Annotated in this window: 13 protein-coding genes and 2 pseudogenes; 6 read left to right on the top strand and 9 right to left on the bottom strand. The window is 56.7% G+C overall.

The features are described from left to right. Positions 1-124: 124 nt before the first annotated feature. The 5 genes and pseudogenes from JNA92_RS25930 to JNA92_RS22695 all read right to left on the bottom strand — a co-directional run. Positions 125-358 (bottom strand): annotated as a pseudogene (locus JNA92_RS25930) (hypothetical protein); the annotation flags it as partial. Between the two features lie 660 nt (positions 359-1,018). Then, positions 1,019-1,378, bottom strand: a complete 360-nt coding sequence (locus JNA92_RS22710; protein WP_241806759.1) for a histone-like nucleoid-structuring protein, MvaT/MvaU family — start codon at positions 1,376-1,378, stop codon at positions 1,019-1,021. Positions 1,379-1,942: 564 nt separating this feature from the next. Beyond that, on the bottom strand, positions 1,943-2,122 hold the full coding sequence (locus tag JNA92_RS22705) for a TIR domain-containing protein (RefSeq protein WP_277818266.1): 180 nt from the start codon (positions 2,120-2,122) through the stop codon (positions 1,943-1,945). A gap of 29 nt (positions 2,123-2,151) precedes the next feature. Further along, complete coding sequence (locus JNA92_RS22700) at positions 2,152-4,785, bottom strand: DEAD/DEAH box helicase (protein ID WP_100413063.1); 2,634 nt, start codon at positions 4,783-4,785, stop codon at positions 2,152-2,154. Between the two features lie 11 nt (positions 4,786-4,796). Beyond that, on the bottom strand, positions 4,797-6,383 hold the full coding sequence (locus JNA92_RS22695) for a site-specific DNA-methyltransferase (protein WP_241806758.1): 1,587 nt from the start codon (positions 6,381-6,383) through the stop codon (positions 4,797-4,799). Between the two features lie 207 nt (positions 6,384-6,590). Here JNA92_RS22695 and JNA92_RS22690 point away from each other — a divergent pair, with 207 nt between their 5' ends. Further along, entirely contained in the window at positions 6,591-7,334 is a 744-nt protein-coding gene (locus JNA92_RS22690) for an abortive infection family protein (RefSeq protein WP_100413065.1), read from the top strand. Between the two features lie 29 nt (positions 7,335-7,363). On the opposite strand, the gene JNA92_RS22685 is transcribed toward JNA92_RS22690, so the two are convergent. Then, a complete protein-coding gene (locus JNA92_RS22685) occupies positions 7,364-8,182 on the bottom strand; it encodes a hypothetical protein (protein WP_241806757.1) in 819 nt (272 codons plus the stop codon). A gap of 446 nt (positions 8,183-8,628) precedes the next feature. Then, complete coding sequence (locus JNA92_RS22680; RefSeq protein WP_241806756.1) at positions 8,629-9,294, bottom strand: JAB domain-containing protein; 666 nt, start codon at positions 9,292-9,294, stop codon at positions 8,629-8,631. A 130-nt stretch (positions 9,295-9,424) separates the two neighbouring features. On the opposite strand from JNA92_RS22680, the gene coaBC reads away from it, so the two are divergent. The 4 genes and pseudogenes from coaBC (at position 9,425) to argB (ending at position 13,542) form a co-directional block, all read left to right on the top strand. Further along, a complete protein-coding gene (coaBC, locus tag JNA92_RS22675) occupies positions 9,425-10,636 on the top strand; it encodes a bifunctional phosphopantothenoylcysteine decarboxylase/phosphopantothenate--cysteine ligase CoaBC (RefSeq protein ID WP_241806755.1) in 1,212 nt (403 codons plus the stop codon). Positions 10,637-10,641: 5 nt separating this feature from the next. Next, a complete protein-coding gene (gene dut, locus JNA92_RS22670; protein ID WP_012312134.1) occupies positions 10,642-11,097 on the top strand; it encodes a dUTP diphosphatase in 456 nt (151 codons plus the stop codon). A 129-nt stretch (positions 11,098-11,226) separates the two neighbouring features. Next, positions 11,227-12,606: pseudogene (locus JNA92_RS22665) on the top strand (phosphomannomutase/phosphoglucomutase); the annotation flags it as partial. Positions 12,607-12,636: 30 nt separating this feature from the next. Continuing rightward, entirely contained in the window at positions 12,637-13,542 is a 906-nt protein-coding gene (gene argB / locus JNA92_RS22660; RefSeq protein WP_241806754.1) for an acetylglutamate kinase, read from the top strand. 282 nt (positions 13,543-13,824) lie between these two features. On the opposite strand, the gene pyrE is transcribed toward argB, so the two are convergent. Next, complete coding sequence (gene pyrE / locus JNA92_RS22655) at positions 13,825-14,466, bottom strand: orotate phosphoribosyltransferase (protein WP_011536401.1); 642 nt, start codon at positions 14,464-14,466, stop codon at positions 13,825-13,827. Between the two features lie 80 nt (positions 14,467-14,546). On the opposite strand from pyrE, the gene JNA92_RS22650 reads away from it, so the two are divergent. Continuing rightward, positions 14,547-15,326, top strand: a complete 780-nt coding sequence (locus tag JNA92_RS22650; RefSeq protein WP_012312131.1) for an exodeoxyribonuclease III — start codon at positions 14,547-14,549, stop codon at positions 15,324-15,326. A 60-nt stretch (positions 15,327-15,386) separates the two neighbouring features. Here JNA92_RS22650 and rph read toward each other — a convergent pair whose 3' ends face one another. Further along, positions 15,387-16,109 (bottom strand): ribonuclease PH, encoded by a 723-nt coding sequence (gene rph / locus JNA92_RS22645; protein WP_012312130.1) that lies wholly within the window; start codon positions 16,107-16,109, stop codon positions 15,387-15,389. Between the last annotated feature and the right edge of the window lie 122 nt (positions 16,110-16,231).

Raw genomic sequence — 16,231 nt, 5'->3', positions numbered from 1 at the left:
GTGGTTTCTCTGGTGAGTGTTTGGTCTTCGCAAACTCAACGTTAGCCAAGAACCACGATGACCATCCTCTTTCGCCCGCAGGGCGCCTTCGGCTGGTTCAGTTACACCACTTCCCGGGACACGATCGAATGGTCTTCGTTGCATGCTTTCCGAATGGGTTTTTCACGTTGGACGGTAGCTCATAAAGGCCAACGAGCTGGATGGGGTTGTCGCATGCTGGGCACACAGCAAACCGAGTTAGCTTGTCTGCACTGCCGGGCTGGTACCACGGCTCTCTGCGGAGGGTATCTTGCTCGAAGCGATCCTTGTTGATGATTTTGCTCTCTGTGTCTTCAATGCGAAGCTTATAAACATCCATTTTTGCAGAAACCGTTTTAATAGAGGGATTCTGGATGGTAACGAGTGAGGGTAGGCAGCAGTAGGCCTAACTGACCCTTGTGGCGGTCATCCGCCCGTTCGAGGCCCAGCTAAAACATACTCTGATCGAGCTGGGTGCCCCCAGAAACAACTAGCCCCCTGGTGCGCAGTACCGGTCTAAGACCTGCCCGAGGCGTGGGGACTATTTTTGGAGCGACATTCCCATCTGGTTCGTGAAGGATCAATTGGTTGGTAAAGCTTGTCCGACATTTCCAACCGTGAGCCACCGATGACACTCGACCGAGATCAAAACTGGATCTGATCAGTTGGGCCGGCTCCCAGCGGCAGCCCAGATTTCGAAGCTACGTTGCGCTTCTCAATACTGCGCTTGAGGCCGCGATTGGCTGGATGGTTGCGTCGGGAGGGGGAGGAGTGAGCCAGTGAAGCACCAGGGCGGTCAGGAGGCTTGCGATGGTGTTCACAGATATCGCGATGAGAGCGTTACGCATTTTGGAGCGTCCATTTTTTGAAGTGGACCTCTATTTAATGCGCATAAACAGTGTGTCACCACCACCCCAAAAAAATTTCGTCACGCCCCAAAATGGGAATTGTCATTCTGGCGCATCACTTTTTATCTCGTGCCAGAAGCACTCGACCCCTATTAGCTAGCGAGCCAGGACTCGACCACGTCGGCACCATACTCGTTCTTCCAGGCCTTGAGTGTGCGCTGATTACCACCTTTGGTTTCAACGATCTCACCGCTGTGTGGATTCTTGTAGGCCTTCACCGCACGTGCTTTCCGAAGAGCCGTCGGGGTAATCGAAGCGGAAGCCACCGCTTGCGGATCAAGGATCAGCACCACTTGGCGCAAGCCGTAGCCATACTCGTTTAGTAGGGAGCGAAGCTTCGTTTCGAATTCCATTTCCTGCTTCAGGGATGAGTCATTTTTCAGGGCTTCCAACGCGGCAAGTTGGGCAGTGAGTTGTTGTTCGAGCAGGCGAAATTCAGCGAGACGGGACATAGGATTCTCCAAAATGGGTTCGGCTATTTTAGCAATCACGAAAGAGAGCTTGCTAACTATCTTGATCCCACTTGCCTAAATCGGCTATCGCGAGGCTGAGCGATCGCCGTGGATAAAAAGGTGATGGCGCCTGAGTCGTCGCTCTGCATAGCCTCACCCATTAGGTATTCAATCAGTTTTTTGCTTCTCACCCATACGTACTACCGGCATGCAGCATTTGGTATGGATGGTTCAACGGGGCGAAGACGTCAGCGAGAAACTGGATTACACGCCGGGCGTGTTCACAGTTGAGAGGAAGCCAATTATCCTGACATGTGATGATTACGCATCGTGTACGTTTTCATGAGGCGGAACCCACCATTCACAATGGCGCCCCCGTGAACGGTAAGCTGGGTACTGTTCACTTAGCATTTCAGTAAAAATAGAAAAGCCCACCATGTGAGGCGGGCTATCAAGTGTCTCCGAGCGGAGGCCATGGCCAACAAAGTCTCAGAGCAACGGCCTGTGCCATCGACTATTGGCAATGACATAGGCAAAACCCTGCTAGCCGCGCATCACCTTGTTTCAGTCAATTTCGTAGCCGCCGTCTTGAAGCTCACGACTCAAGGCTTGGTTCCAACCGTCGTCGTTCATCGACGTCCACACTACGCCAGCAAAGTCGCTGGGAATCTCAACCTGGCCACGCTTCAGTGCACACACTCGTTCGCGCCCCAGGTAGCCGAGGAAATAGCCAAATTTCAACAGGACGTTTTTCTTCTCAAGTGCTTTGATGGCTATAGGTTTTTCAGCAATTCACAGGCATCTGCCCAGGAATACGCACCTTCCAAGGGGCTATGCTCGAAGACCATCAGGTAGCGGTAATCCCGACCTGCACACCTTTCCCAATACTTCCCAAGCTCGATTTTCGCACTGGAGTCCGAGTTATCCCGGTCACTGCCCTTTGTCTCCAACAGTATGATGAGACCTGAGCGCAATTTCAGGACGAAATCAGGGTAGTGGTTGATCGGACCGTTCAGGGCGAACCCACGACTGCTTGAGTTCCTATGCCACCACCGGACGTTTTCACAGTCCGACAGGAATTCGGACATGCGCTCTTCGAGACCATTGCCCTTCTCTTCACGAACGTACAAAGAATTCTCTGCCGCGAGAGGGGCTTTCTGCCTTGGAGCAATCTCCATTGGTAGTTGGTAGGAGGGTCGTGTGTCCACCTTGTTCAGGTCGATCCACTGCTTGAAGCGCCTGCGCGAGAAGCCCAGCATTTCGCTTCGAACGCGCTGCTTGATGCTCTCAACATAGGCATGTTGCTGTTCAAGCACCTCATCCAACTGACCAGCACTCAACCTTGCCAGAATCTTGCGGATGTATGCCTGCAAATCAGCCTCAGCCAAAGGCGGCATCTTGCCCAGCCAGTTACCCACCAATCCTGTAAGCTGACGCCGCTTACCCTCGGAATCCAAGCTGGACAGGTAGTCCTTCAGCTTGCGAATCTCGTTGTCCTTCAACTGAATTTTCGTAGGCTCGTAGTCACCCTGCGCGCTACCCACACGAAGCAGATCGAGCTTCACCAAATCGCCGCTCACAGGAGCAACGGTAAAGTCGTTCACGTCGCAATCTGCTAGACGAAACTCTTGGTCGAGCAACTGAGATTTGTCGAGAAGCACGCCGCCGTCTTCGTCAGCAAAAATCAACCCAGCGGGCGCTTTCCGGTAGAACTGGGGTAGTTTGAGTTCCTTGATCTCGTCAACGAATTCAGGTCGGAGGGAGAACAGTTCCATTGCACCTCTCACGTCATTGGGGATGTGCTTTCCGCCGTTGGTAGCCGCAGCAGCTACCAGCTCTGCATTGGCTTGGCGCGCAGCCTCCAATGTCGATTCAAGGAAGTCGTCGCTGGTCGTCTCACTACCACTACCCAGTTCACTGCCGCCGCTCGATGCCAACTCGAAAGGTTCTGGATCACCCGCAGAAGTATTCGTGACGAACAGCCCCGGTTGAGGTTTTGTTGGCTCAGGCGTGACTGCTTTTGTGGTCTGGCTATCAGACTTGGAATCGCTCGAAACGAGATCAGGAGTCCTGAAATCTGCACGGCTGAAACCAGCTCTGTTCAGACCGACAACGATCCTTTCCAACGTCTGACTGAAGACGCTGGAAGCCGTCAGCACATAGCTCATGTTCAGTGGTTCATGACCATGAGCGCGAACGTATGGCTGTCGCAAAATTCGACCAAGAATCTGCTCCACATCCACCGCAGATGACCTATCAGCCAAGGTCGCGAGGATGTAGGCAAACGGGCAGTCCCACCCTTCCTTCAAGGCGTTCACGGTAATGATGAATCGAACCGGGCAGGACGTAGACATGAGGTCCAAACCGCTCAGCTCATCTTTGTCCGCAGTCTTGATCTTGATCCAATCTTCGGCAATCCCATGCTCTAGCAGCTCAGCCTTCACCAGCTCGAAGGTTTTTGCATCTGCCTTGGTTTTGCTTTCAGCCTGCAGCAATACGATAGGTCGGATGTATGCACCACCAGTCTGCTCTTCTGCTTTCGCCTCAGACTCGAGACGCGCCCTCAAATCAATGGCATGAGCAATGACAGAAGTTCGGCTTGGGAGGTTTCTCACGATGACTGGAAGTTTGACCATGTGTTGGTCACGCATCACCAGAGCATCTACAAAGCTGATGATATTCGCCCCAGTTCGCGGTGTGGCGGTCAACTCAAACACAAAGCTTGGACTGAGGTTGCGAAGCATGTCTTGGGACAGGCTACTGGTCACGTTGTGGCTTTCATCAACGATGATGACTGGTTTCAAACCAGCCATCGAGGCGACCAGAGAGTAAGGGTCAACGCCCTCACCTACCGCCACAGCCGTGGACGCCAAGTCATCCAGCGCACTATTCTCTTGGTAAAGCTTGCGATCATCCTTGTTGCGCGCTTTCAAGCTGTCATAGGTCAGCACAGCAACGACAAGACCGTCTTCCACCTCATCCCGAGAAAGGAAACCAGACAGCAAATCGCGCTTATCCATGATGCTCACACGACCTTCGAACAAACGGTTCAAAGCCTGCCGGTAAGGATGTGTTGGATTACGCAGCGCCCTCAGAACCTGATCTAGAATGGACAGCGACGGAACAAGCCACAAGCACAAACGAGCATCGCCTTGACGCTTCTGCAGCGCACTGAAAATGCTCGAAACGGCATGGAGTCCGATGAAGGTTTTACCACCGGCAGTCGGCACCTTCGCACACACTTGTGGAGCGCCATGCGGAGCTGGCTGATAACCGGGCATCTTTGTCGCGCCCAGTGCATCCCAGTGAGCGCGATAAGCTAACTGAGGGTCATCACAAGCGGTCCAGCGACGAAGGAACAGCTCAAGATCCTCAATGACCTGACTCTGATAGGTGTTCAATTGCATTTTCTAGATCCTCAGAGTCGAGCAATGTCGCGTGGGATTTTCTTGAAGCCAATGCCGTGCCGACGCATGAAGTCCTCACCAAGAGCCAACTGGTCAGCGTAAACCAGTACAGGTCCAGCGACCTTCACCAGTTCAGCCAGAAGCTCAAGGTCGAGCGTGGTTACGGAATGTTCTTCATAGGCGAAGAAGACTCGCAGACCATTTGCTTCGCCAAGCCAGTAACGGTGCTGGCTTTCAGCAGATGACGAACCAGTGCCTTCAACGATCCCTTCCTGCCATGCGACATAATTACGGATCGCGTCGATTCCGGCAGCAGGGTTCAGGTTGCCGTATTCCACAAACAGCGGCTCGCCCAATGCGTAATAGGTGAAACCACCACCCAGCCCCGCCACTGCCTTGCTCTCTTCGCCGTAGCCATTGGCAACCCGCTTGATGCGTTCGGCGGTGAGCGATTCGGCGTAATCCATCATCTCAATCAGGATGAAACGTCGAGTGCCTTCATCCTGGGCGTTCGCCTTCAAAACGGCGTGTCCGGTCGTACCAGACCCGGCATAGGAATCGAGGATGATGGAATCGCTATCAGCAGCGATGTCCAAAATTCGACCAATTAGGCTACTAGGCTTTGGCGTATCGAAAGACGAAGAGCCGGAGAAAATAGCCCGCATTTCGTTCTTGGAGCTACGATTGCTGCCCACGTCCTTTTTCCACAACGTGCGGGGCACCAAGTCACCCACCTCGTTGAGATACCGCTTGATGCTGGGACGGGCATCGCCGGTTGGACCCCACCAGACACGACCCTCTGCGTCGAGAGCACGCAGCTTTTCCTCAGAGACACGCCAGAAGCGCCCCGGAGGCGGAGAGAAATCACGTCCAGTTGGACCTGTGATGGTGAACAGTCCCTTGGAATAGGGCTTGTTGGCAAAAGGATCACCCGCAATCCAAGGACCGTTGGGGTCGTCATCTGGATTGTCATAAATGGAATCCGATTCAGCAGTACGAGCCAGCCGAGCAGGAACCCAATTGGGACGTTTCGAGTAGACCAGAATGTAGTCATGGTCTGTAGAGAATTGGCTTGCAGAATTCCGAGGCGAATCCGCTTTTTCCCAAATCACGCAGGTCACGAAATTTCCAACGCCGAATATCTCATCCAGAACCGGACGAAGAATACCAACCGCGTTGTCATCAATCGAAACCCAAATAGACCCGTCGTCGGAAAGCAGTCGATGCAGAAGCTTTAGACGTGGATACATCATGCAGAGCCATTTGTCTTGCCGGCTCATATCCTCGTTTTCTTTACCGACTACTTTTCCAAGCCATTTCATAATTCGTGGGTCATTAACGTTGTCGTTGTAGACCCAGTTTTCATTGCCGGTGTTATAGGGCGGATCGATGTAAACACATTTCACTTTCCCCTCATATTCAGGCAGCAGGCTTTTGAGAGCTTCCAGATTATCGCCGTGGATAATCTTGTTATCGAAACTGTTCTTCGGCAGGCTCTGTTGAGCAGAAAAGGTGAATTGCTCGCGCAGAACGCGATAGGTTACATCCCGATGATGGTTTCGGACTTGATCCTTCCCCACCCAGTGCAATGTAGGCATGGTGCTAGCCTTGTCCTCGAAAAATGAAGCAAAAACCTGCCTCCCAAGGCAGCCGGTGATTTGACACCATGATCCCCGCCAAGGCAAGCGGGGACTGGCTTCATAGGCATCGCCAACAAGCCTCACATGGTACGCGACGCGCTTGGAACCGTAGGGTTCACGCCTTAAGATGGCCATATGACATACCCAACGATTTAGGGCATTTTTATGCATCCACTGGCAGAAGAAGCAGAAGCTCTACAGCACATGCTGGTCTCGCAGGCTACGGGCGGTAGTGAAGACGACACGGCGTACCTGATGCTAAGACGCACCATCCTCGACGATCCCACCCTTGCCACGATGGTCCCACGGTGCGTGAACACATGCCGCAGCCTCAGTCAGTTCTGGCAGTTCATCAAGAACAAGTACGCCACCTATGCCGAACGCCGGACTTACCTATGGGACGAATTCCGTCCACTGCTGGACTATGTAGAGAAAGGTGGTTCATCACCAGCGGATCAGGTAGTGACTGGTGCAATCGAGCGGTTTGATTCCGAGCATGTGAGAATTGCTTGGACGAAATCCTTGGAGCGACGCACCACGGACCCAGAAGGCGCAATCACTATGGCGCGTACCCTTCTGGAATCCGTCTGCAAGCACATCCTAGAAGAAGCTGGGGTTGAGTACGACGATAGCCCAGACCTCAACAAGCTTTACCGCCAGACGGCTGAATTGCTCAACCTTGCACCCTCTCAACACACAGAGAAGGTTTTCAAGCAGATCCTTGGCGGCTGCACGTCAGTGGTTGAAGGACTGGGGGCATTGAGGAACCGTCTAAGCGATTCCCACGGCACAGGCAGGGCAGGTGTAAAACCTGCTCCACGGCATGCAGAACTGGCTGTGAATCTGGCTGGCTCGCTTGCTCTTTACCTGCTCGGCACTTGGGAAGCGAAATCGACCAAACCTGTCTGATCCCAGAACTGATGAGCCGTTCTGACTTTTTAGCAGAAGGTAAACGGCGCACGTACAAAAGAAAAAACGGCATAAAAAATGACTGCGAGGATACCAATCAAAGCTAGGATTAATAGAGCAGTGAATTTGACATTGATTTTTTTGAAGAATGGATTTTCTTTGTCGAGCCAATTGGCAGCAGCTACCGTTGAAAGAGCCTTTCCTTGAAGCATCAAAAAAACATGATTCATGCCGACAATTGACAACAAAAGAAATGCGAAAGACATCGTGGAGTTACAGGAAAAGTTTTTCTCTTCCAGCAGCTTAACAACCAAAAAAGCCGAAGCAAACAGTGCAACATCAAAGAAGAATTTGATATTCGTTGTCAACATGCTTTGAAACAGGCGCACGCAGGACAAAGACCTACTAAAAAGAAGACTGAACGCATAGATTATTAAGGACCATGAAATTACGGCACCACCAACAAAAACGTTGTCGATAGAAGCGTTATCGTTGAGAAAACTCAGCGTCATACCCAAGCCAAGCCATTCAAAAATCACAGCAACTATTAGGGCAGTAACGAAATTCTGGACTGGCAAATGCCCAAAATAATACTCAACTTTATTTTCAGGGATTTTTGACGCGTTAGGGGTTAAGTCTACAGCGGTTTCCTTTGCTTGCTTTGGATTACCCAAAATCTCAGGCACGACTGGGGTTTCAACTGCTGGCTTCACAAGCCCCACCGACGATTTTGAATTCGTCAAAGACCTATACGCCACGAATGCTCCAGCAGCAGCACCCACAAAAAATTTCCAATTCGATCCTTTCTTCTGCACCTTGAAGTCCTTTCGCTCGTAGCCGATATACATGATGGCATTCTACCTACTAGGAGTCTTCAGGCGTAGAATCTGAGCGCTGGAGCGTGGCATTTGGTAATGGGCGAGCTGAGCAGCACACGCTGGAACGTCTCACTAACTACATGCGGCCAGCCCAGCATTTTCTTCGCCCGGGATGGATCGTGTCCCGCTCATGTAAACCTCTTTTTTTCACTGTAAACCACAGTGGTTTACAGTGAAAAAAGAGGTTTACAACGCTCTGATCAGCTTGAGCCTTTCGGACCTATCGACCCCATTTAGCCCGTGAGGGGTCACAGACCGTCCATATACAGATGAGCCTGACATCGTCAACACGACTCAGCGGATCGACTGTTCATTCGTTTTTGTGATGATCTCGTCCAGCAGATCTACTTCGGTGAGATACCAAAGCCACCTTTGACCTGTTTCGTTCAGGGCCTCGAATTGATGGTCGCTCAGCTTCAGTAGCAGCAGAGTGATGACGGGCCTGAAGGCAGCGGGATGGATCTGCAACATCGAAAATTTAACATCCATCTCTCCAGAGAACCGCCGCCAAGACGCCTAAAACGCGTGTCGCAGCCAATTGCAACAAGTCGTTTGACACCATAACCCGTCAGAATCAATGCCGCAGCGTTATGCATCAACGAACGGCGCACCACCTCCCGCGGATAGATGCTGGCCCGGTCGATCGTCCCTCTGAACAGGATTTCGAACGCCAACGGCCGGTGTTTGCTATCCAGGAACAGGCAGCCAAATACTTCGCTGGGCTCATGACGCAGCATGGCTTTCAGGTACCTGCGCACCGCCGAAGGGCTCTCCAGGGCGCAGTCGCGCTCGATCGCTGTGGCAAGGTTGCGCCGGCCGATCTCCAGCAGTGCCTGCAGCTGCCCATACCGCACCGGCCCAAGCCCGAGCTCCCCCACGAATGCTTCCCTGTCAGCTTCGAGCAACTGGCGCAAGCCGCCGAACCTGGCGAGCAACCCTCGCGCCAGCTCCACCACGTTGCGGCCTCTCACGCCAGAGCCGAGAAACACAGCCAGCAATTCGGCATCCGAAAGGCTGCCCACCCCTCGCTGCATCAGCTTTTCCCTGGGCCGCTCCTCGGCTGGCCACTCCCTTATCTTCATTGCATCTCCTCTGCGCCCTGCTGCGACACGTTTAGGCCCTGTGTTAATCTATTTCGCCTCGTACATGCGACGTTCTGCCGCAGGCAATCCTGTTCGTCGCTGCCCGCTCTCTCTGGAAAAAGGCAAGCCTATGCAGCGGCTGTATCGCAAGCGCATCGTTCTCGGCGTGGGGGGCGGCATTGCCGCCTACAAGAGCGCCGAGCTGATTCGCCGACTCCTGGAGCACGGCGCGCAAGTGCGCGTCGTCATGACCCGTGGTGGTGCTGAATTCATCACCCCGCTGACCCTGCAGGCGCTGTCCGGCCACCCGGTACACATGGATCTGCTCGACCCTGCCGCCGAAGCGGCCATGGGCCATATCGAGCTGGCCAAATGGGCCGACCTCGTACTGATCGCCCCCGCCACCGCCGACCTCATGGCGCGCATGGCACAAGGCATGGCCGACGACTTGCTGACCACCCTGGTACTGGCCACCGACGCCACCGTGGCCGTGGCGCCGGCCATGAACCAGGCCATGTGGCGCGACCCGGCGACCCAGGCCAACCTGGAGCTGCTCAAGACCCGTGGCATCCAGGTGTTCGGCCCGGCCTCCGGCAGCCAGGCCTGCGGCGACGTAGGCCTGGGTCGCATGCTTGAAGCCACCGACCTGGCCTGGTGCGCCGCCGAGAGCTTCAAGCGCCAGGCGCTCACCGGCAAACACGTGCTGATCACCGCCGGGCCCACCCAGGAAAACATCGACCCGGTGCGTTACATCACCAATCATAGCTCCGGGAAGATGGGTTTCGCGCTGGCCGAGGCGGCCGCAGAAGCCGGTGCTCGGGTGACCCTCGTCACCGGCCCTGTGCATCTGCAGACCCCGGACCGGGTCAACCGGATCGACGTGGTCAGCGCGCGGGACATGCTTGCAGCCTGCGAGGCGGCCATGCCGTGCGACCTGTTCATCGCCTCGGCAGCGGTCGCGGACTACCGCCCGGAGGTCGTTGCCACACAAAAGCTCAAGAAAGATCCCACGACAGGCGACGGCATGCTGCTGCAGATGGTGCGCAATCCCGATATCCTTGCCACCATTGCTGGCCGCGACGACCGCCCGTTCAGTGTCGGCTTCGCTGCCGAGACCGAACATCTGCTCGATTACGCCACGCGCAAGCTCAAGGACAAGAACCTCGACCTGATCGTCGCCAATGATGTGGCCAACCCCAGCATCGGCTTCAACAGCGAGGAAAATGCCCTGACCGTGATCGACCGCCAGCAGCATCAAACCCTCTTCGCGCAGACCAGCAAAGGCAAGATTGCCCGGCAACTGGTCGCCTTCATCGCCGAACGGCTCAACCAGGTTCAATAAGTTACATGCACGCTCTTCAAGCCAAGATCCTCGACCCACGCCTGGGCAGTGAATTTCCGCTGCCGCAATATGCCACCCCTGGCTCCGCCGGCCTGGACCTGCGCGCCCTGCTCAAGGAAGACACCGTCCTGGAGCCGGGCCAGACCCTGCTGATTCCTACCGGCCTGTCGATCTATATCGGCGACCCGGGCCTGGCCGCGATGATCCTGCCCCGCTCGGGCCTGGGCCATAAGCATGGCATCGTGCTGGGTAACCTGGTCGGCCTGATCGACTCGGACTACCAGGGTGAGCTGATGGTGTCGTGCTGGAACCGTGGCAACACGCCTTTCACCATCGCCGTTGGCGAGCGCATCGCCCAGCTGGTGCTGGTACCGGTGGTACAAGCGCACTTTGAAGTCGTCGAGGCCTTCGACGAAAGCCAGCGCGGCACCGGCGGTTTCGGCCATTCCGGCAGCCACTGAGCCGACCGGCGACCGTTCAGGCCATGGATGGCGAACTCTCTGATGAAACCACCGTCCAAGCGTTCAGTTTGCGCCTGCCCAGACAGCCTTTGACTAATGGAGCTTCCAGAGATGAACGACATGGCCCAACGGGTCCCCGCACTGCCCGACAGTATTTTCCGCGCCTATGACATCCGTGGCGTGGTCGGCAAGACCCTGCACGCCGACACCGCTTACTGGATCGGCCGCGCCATTGGCGCGCAGACGCTCGCCCAAGGCGAGCCACAGATTTCCGTTGGCCGCGATGGCCGCCTGTCCGGCCCGCTGCTGGTCGAACAGCTGATCAAAGGCCTGGCCGATGCCGGTTGCCAGGTCAGCGATGTTGGCCTGGTGCCGACCCCGGCACTGTATTTTGCTGCCAACGTCCTGGCCGGCAAGTCCGGCGTGATGCTGACCGGCAGCCACAACCCTTCGGATTACAACGGTTTCAAGATCGTCATCGCCGGCGATACCTTGGCCAACGAACAGATCCAGGCCCTGCTGACTCGCCTGAAAACCAATGACCTGACCCGTGGCGAAGGCAGCGTGGAGAAGGTCGAGATCCTCGAGCGCTACTTCCAGCAGATCGTCGCTGACGTGAAGCTGGCGAAAAAGCTCAAGGTGGTGGTGGACTGCGGCAACGGCGCTGCCGGCGTCATCGCGCCGCAGCTGATCGAAGCGTTGGGCTGCGAAGTCATCCCGCTGTTCTGCGAGGTGGATGGCAACTTCCCCAACCACCACCCGGACCCGGGCAAGCCTGAAAACCTTGAAGACTTGATCGCCAAGGTCAAGCAAAGCGGTGCCGATATCGGCCTGGCCTTCGACGGCGACGGTGACCGCGTCGGTGTAGTGACCAACACCGGCAGCATCGTTTACCCCGACCGCCTGCTGATGCTGTTCGCTCAGGACGTGCTGGCGCGCAACCCGGGGGCCGAGATCATCTTCGACGTCAAATGCACCCGCCGCCTGACACCGCTGATCGAGCAACACGGCGGCCGCGCCTTGATGTGGAAGACTGGTCACTCTTTGATCAAGAAGAAGATGAAGCAGAGTGGTTCGTTGCTGGCCGGCGAGATGAGCGGGCACATCTTCATCAAGGAGCGCTGGTACGGTTTCGACGACGGCATCTACAGCGCCGCACGCCTGTTGGAGATCCTCAGCAAGGCCGAGCAGGACGCCGAAAGCCTGTTTGCCGCATTCCCGAACGATATTTCGACGCCGGAAATCAATATTGATGTGACCGACGAGGGTAAATTCAGCATCATTGATGCACTGCAACGCGACGCCGACTGGGGCCACGCCAGCCTGACCACCATCGACGGTGTGCGGGTCGACTATGCCCAAGGCTGGGGCCTGGTTCGCGCCTCCAACACCACACCGGTGCTGGTGCTGCGCTTCGAGGCCGAAACCGACGCCGAGTTGCAACGTATCAAGGATGTTTTCCGCGCCCAGTTGCTGCGGGTTGCCCCTGAGCTGCAACTGCCGTTCTGACCGACTATCTGTTCCTTACAGGAGCCCTGCATGACCCTCGATCGCGATGCCGCTTCCCATGTAGCCGAGGTTTTGTCCGAAGCGCTGCCTTACATCCGCCGTTTTGTCGGCAAGACCCTGGTGATCAAGTACGGCGGCAACGCGATGGAGAGCGAAGAGCTCAAGACCGGGTTCGCCCGTGACATCGTGCTGATGAAGGCCGTGGGCATCAACCCGGTGGTCGTGCACGGTGGCGGCCCTCAGATCGGCGACCTGCTCAAGCGCCTGTCGATCGAAAGCCACTTCATCGACGGCATGCGTGTCACCGACGCGGCAACCATGGATGTGGTTGAAATGGTGCTGGGGGGCCAGGTCAACAAGGACATCGTCAACCTGATCAACCGTCACGGTGGCAGCGCCATCGGCCTGACCGGCAAGGACGCGGAGCTGATCCGCGCCAAGAAGCTCACCGTGAGCCGCCAGACGCCGGAGATGACCCAGCCGGAAATCATCGACATCGGCCACGTCGGCGAAGTGGTCAGCGTCAACACCGACCTGCTGAACATGCTGGTCAAAGGCGACTTCATCCCGGTGATCGCGCCTATCGGCGTGGGCGCCAACGGTGAGTCGTACAACATCAACGCCGACCTGGTGGCAGGCAAGGTGGCCGAAGCACTGAAGGCCGAGAAGCTGATGCTGCTGACCAACATCGCCGGCCTGATGGACAAGCAAGGCCAGGTCCTGACCGGCCTGACCACCGAGCAGGTGAACGAACTGATCGCCGACGGCACCATCTACGGCGGCATGCTGCCAAAGATCAAGTGCGCGCTGGATGCGGTTCAGGGCGGCGTGACGACCTCGCACATCATCGACGGCCGCGTACCGAATGCGGTGCTGCTGGAGATCTTCACAGACAGTGGCGTGGGCACCCTGATCAGCAACCGCAAGCGTCACTGATCGCCGGAAGTGGCTCCAGATGCTCGCTGGCCCGATCGATCGCGCTCGGGCTATTGCGGCTCCGCTATGGGGGCTGCTGCGCAGCCCATCGCCGGCAAGCCGGCTCCCACCACGACCGCGTAGCTCTTCAGGCCTGCGCTTTACTGTGGGATCAACCGGCTTGCCCAACGTCCAAAATCCGGCGCAATCCATGTGTGCCGGCTTGCCGGCGATAGCGCCCGTATAGGCAACGCATAAAAAAGGCGACCCGCGAAGGTCGCCTTTTTCATTTCCGAGCCGCAGTCAGATCCCGTACTGCGCCCGATAGGCCTCGACCGCCGGCAGATGCTGCTTGAGCTGCGGATCATCGGCCAGAAACTCCAGCACCTGGGTCAGCGAAACGATGCTGACTACCGGGATACCGAAGTCACGCTCCACTTCCTGGATCGCCGACAATTCGCCATTGCCGCGCTCTTCGCGGTTGAGCGCGATCAGCACGCCAGCGGCCTTGGCCTGCTGGGCATTGATGATCTGCATGACCTCGCGGATGGCGGTACCGGCGGTGATCACGTCGTCGATGATCAGGACATCACCGGCCAATGGCGCGCCGACCAGGCTGCCGCCTTCGCCGTGATCCTTGGCTTCCTTGCGGTTGAAGCACCACGGTACGTCCAGTTGATGTTGCTCGGCCAGGGCCACGGCGGTGGCCGCAGCCAGCGGGATACCCTTGTAGGCCGGGCCGAACAGTACGTCGAACGGGATCTTGCTGTCGACGATGGCCGCCGCATAGCAACGCCCCAACTGAGCCAGGGCAGAACCTGTGTTGAACAGGCCGGCATTGAAGAAATACGGGCTGGTACGCCCCGATTTCAGAGTGAATTCACCGAAGCGCAGAACGCCGCGATCGATGGCAAAACGGATGAAGTCGCGCTGATACGGCTGCATGGAAAGTCCCGGACACCACGGATTTAGCTAAATGGGTTGAGCTCGGGTATCATACACGCACGAGATTTTTGGGGCCATTTATGCGGATCATCAGTGTGAACGTAAATGGCATTCAGGCTGCAGCCGAGCGTGGATTGCTCAGTTGGCTGCAAGCCCAGAATGCCGACGTCATCTGCCTTCAGGATACCCGCGCCTCGGCCTTTGAACTCGACGACCCAGCTTTCCAGCTCGATGGCTATTTCCTTTATGCCTGCGACGCGGAGGTACCCGCCCAAGGTGGCGTGGCACTTTACTCGCGCATGCAGCCCAAGGCAGTCATCACCGGCCTGGGCTTCGAGACAGCCGATCGCTACGGGCGTTATCTGCAAGCAGATTTCGACAAAGTCAGTATTGCCAGCCTGCTATTGCCTTCGGGCATGAACGGCGACGACGACTTGAACCAGAAGTTCAAGTTGATGGACGACTTCGCCAAGTACCTGGACAAGCAGCGGCGCAAGCGTCGTGAGTACATCTATTGCGGCTCGTTCTACGTGGCGCAGCAGAAGCTCGACATCAAGAACTGGCGTGACAGCCAGCAGTCGCCCGGCTTCCTGCCGCCTGAACGTGCCTGGATGGATGCGATCACGGGCGACATGGGCTATGTGGATGCCCTGCGCGAAGTCAGCCGTGAGGGTGACCAGTACAGCTGGTGGCCAGACAACGAGCAGGCCGAGATGCTCAACCTGGGCTACCGGTTCGACTATCAGATCCTCACCCCAGGCCTGCGGCGCTTCGTGCGCAATGCGCGCCTGCCGCGACAGCCGCGCTTCTCGCAGCACGCGCCGCTGATCGTCGACTATGACTGGACGTTGACCATCTGAGTACTGCTCAGGCAAAAAAAGCCGACATCAATGTCGGCTTTTTTGTACCTGCAGGCTCCATCAGTCGGCCAGAGCGACCTGCTGCAGTTCGAAGATCTCGTTCATGCCCTTTTGCGCCAGCGCCAACATGGCGTTGAAGTCTTCGGGCTGGAACGGCGCACCCTCTGCAGTACCCTGCACTTCGATGAAACCACCGGCACTGGTCATGACCACGTTCAGGTCGGTCTCGGCAGCGGAGTCTTCCAGATAGTCCAGGTCGAGTACGGCTTCACCCTGATACATGCCCACCGATACGGCGGCGATCATGTGCTTGAGCGGGTTGCCGGCCTTCAGGCCACCACGCTTCTTGATCACTGCCAGGGCATCGACCAAGGCGACCATGGCGCCGGTGATCGAGGCCGTGCGGGTGCCGCCATCGGCCTGGATCACATCGCAGTCGACGTACAAGGTGATGTCACCCAGCTTGCTCATGTCCAGCGCGGCGCGCAGCGAGCGGCCGATCAGGCGCTGGATTTCCAGGGTGCGACCACCCTGCTTGCCACGGCTGGCTTCGCGCTGGTTACGCTCACCGGTGGAGCGCGGCAGCATGCCGTACTCGGCGGTCAGCCAGCCTTGGCCCTGGCCTTTGAGGAAGCGCGGCACACCGTTTTCAACGCTGACCGTGCAGATGACCTTGGTGTCACCGAACTCGACCAGTACCGACCCTTCGGCGTGCTTGGTGTAGTTGCGGGTGATGCGGATCGAGCGGAGCTGATCGGCGGCGCGACCACTTGGACGTTTCATCTGGGATACCTGTACTGGGACTTTGAATCTGCCGGGCATTATAAAGCCCGTAGCCCGGTGAGGACATGCTTATCGTCGCGCCGCGCACAGCCTGTCGCCTTTTCCCACCGGCAGACGAGGGC

Origin of the sequence: Pseudomonas putida, assembly GCF_022627325.1 — a bacterium.
Classification (GTDB): domain Bacteria; phylum Pseudomonadota; class Gammaproteobacteria; order Pseudomonadales; family Pseudomonadaceae; genus Aquipseudomonas; species Aquipseudomonas putida_X.
Note: the sequence above shows the minus strand (reverse complement) of the source record. Positions and strands in the feature narration are given on the sequence as shown.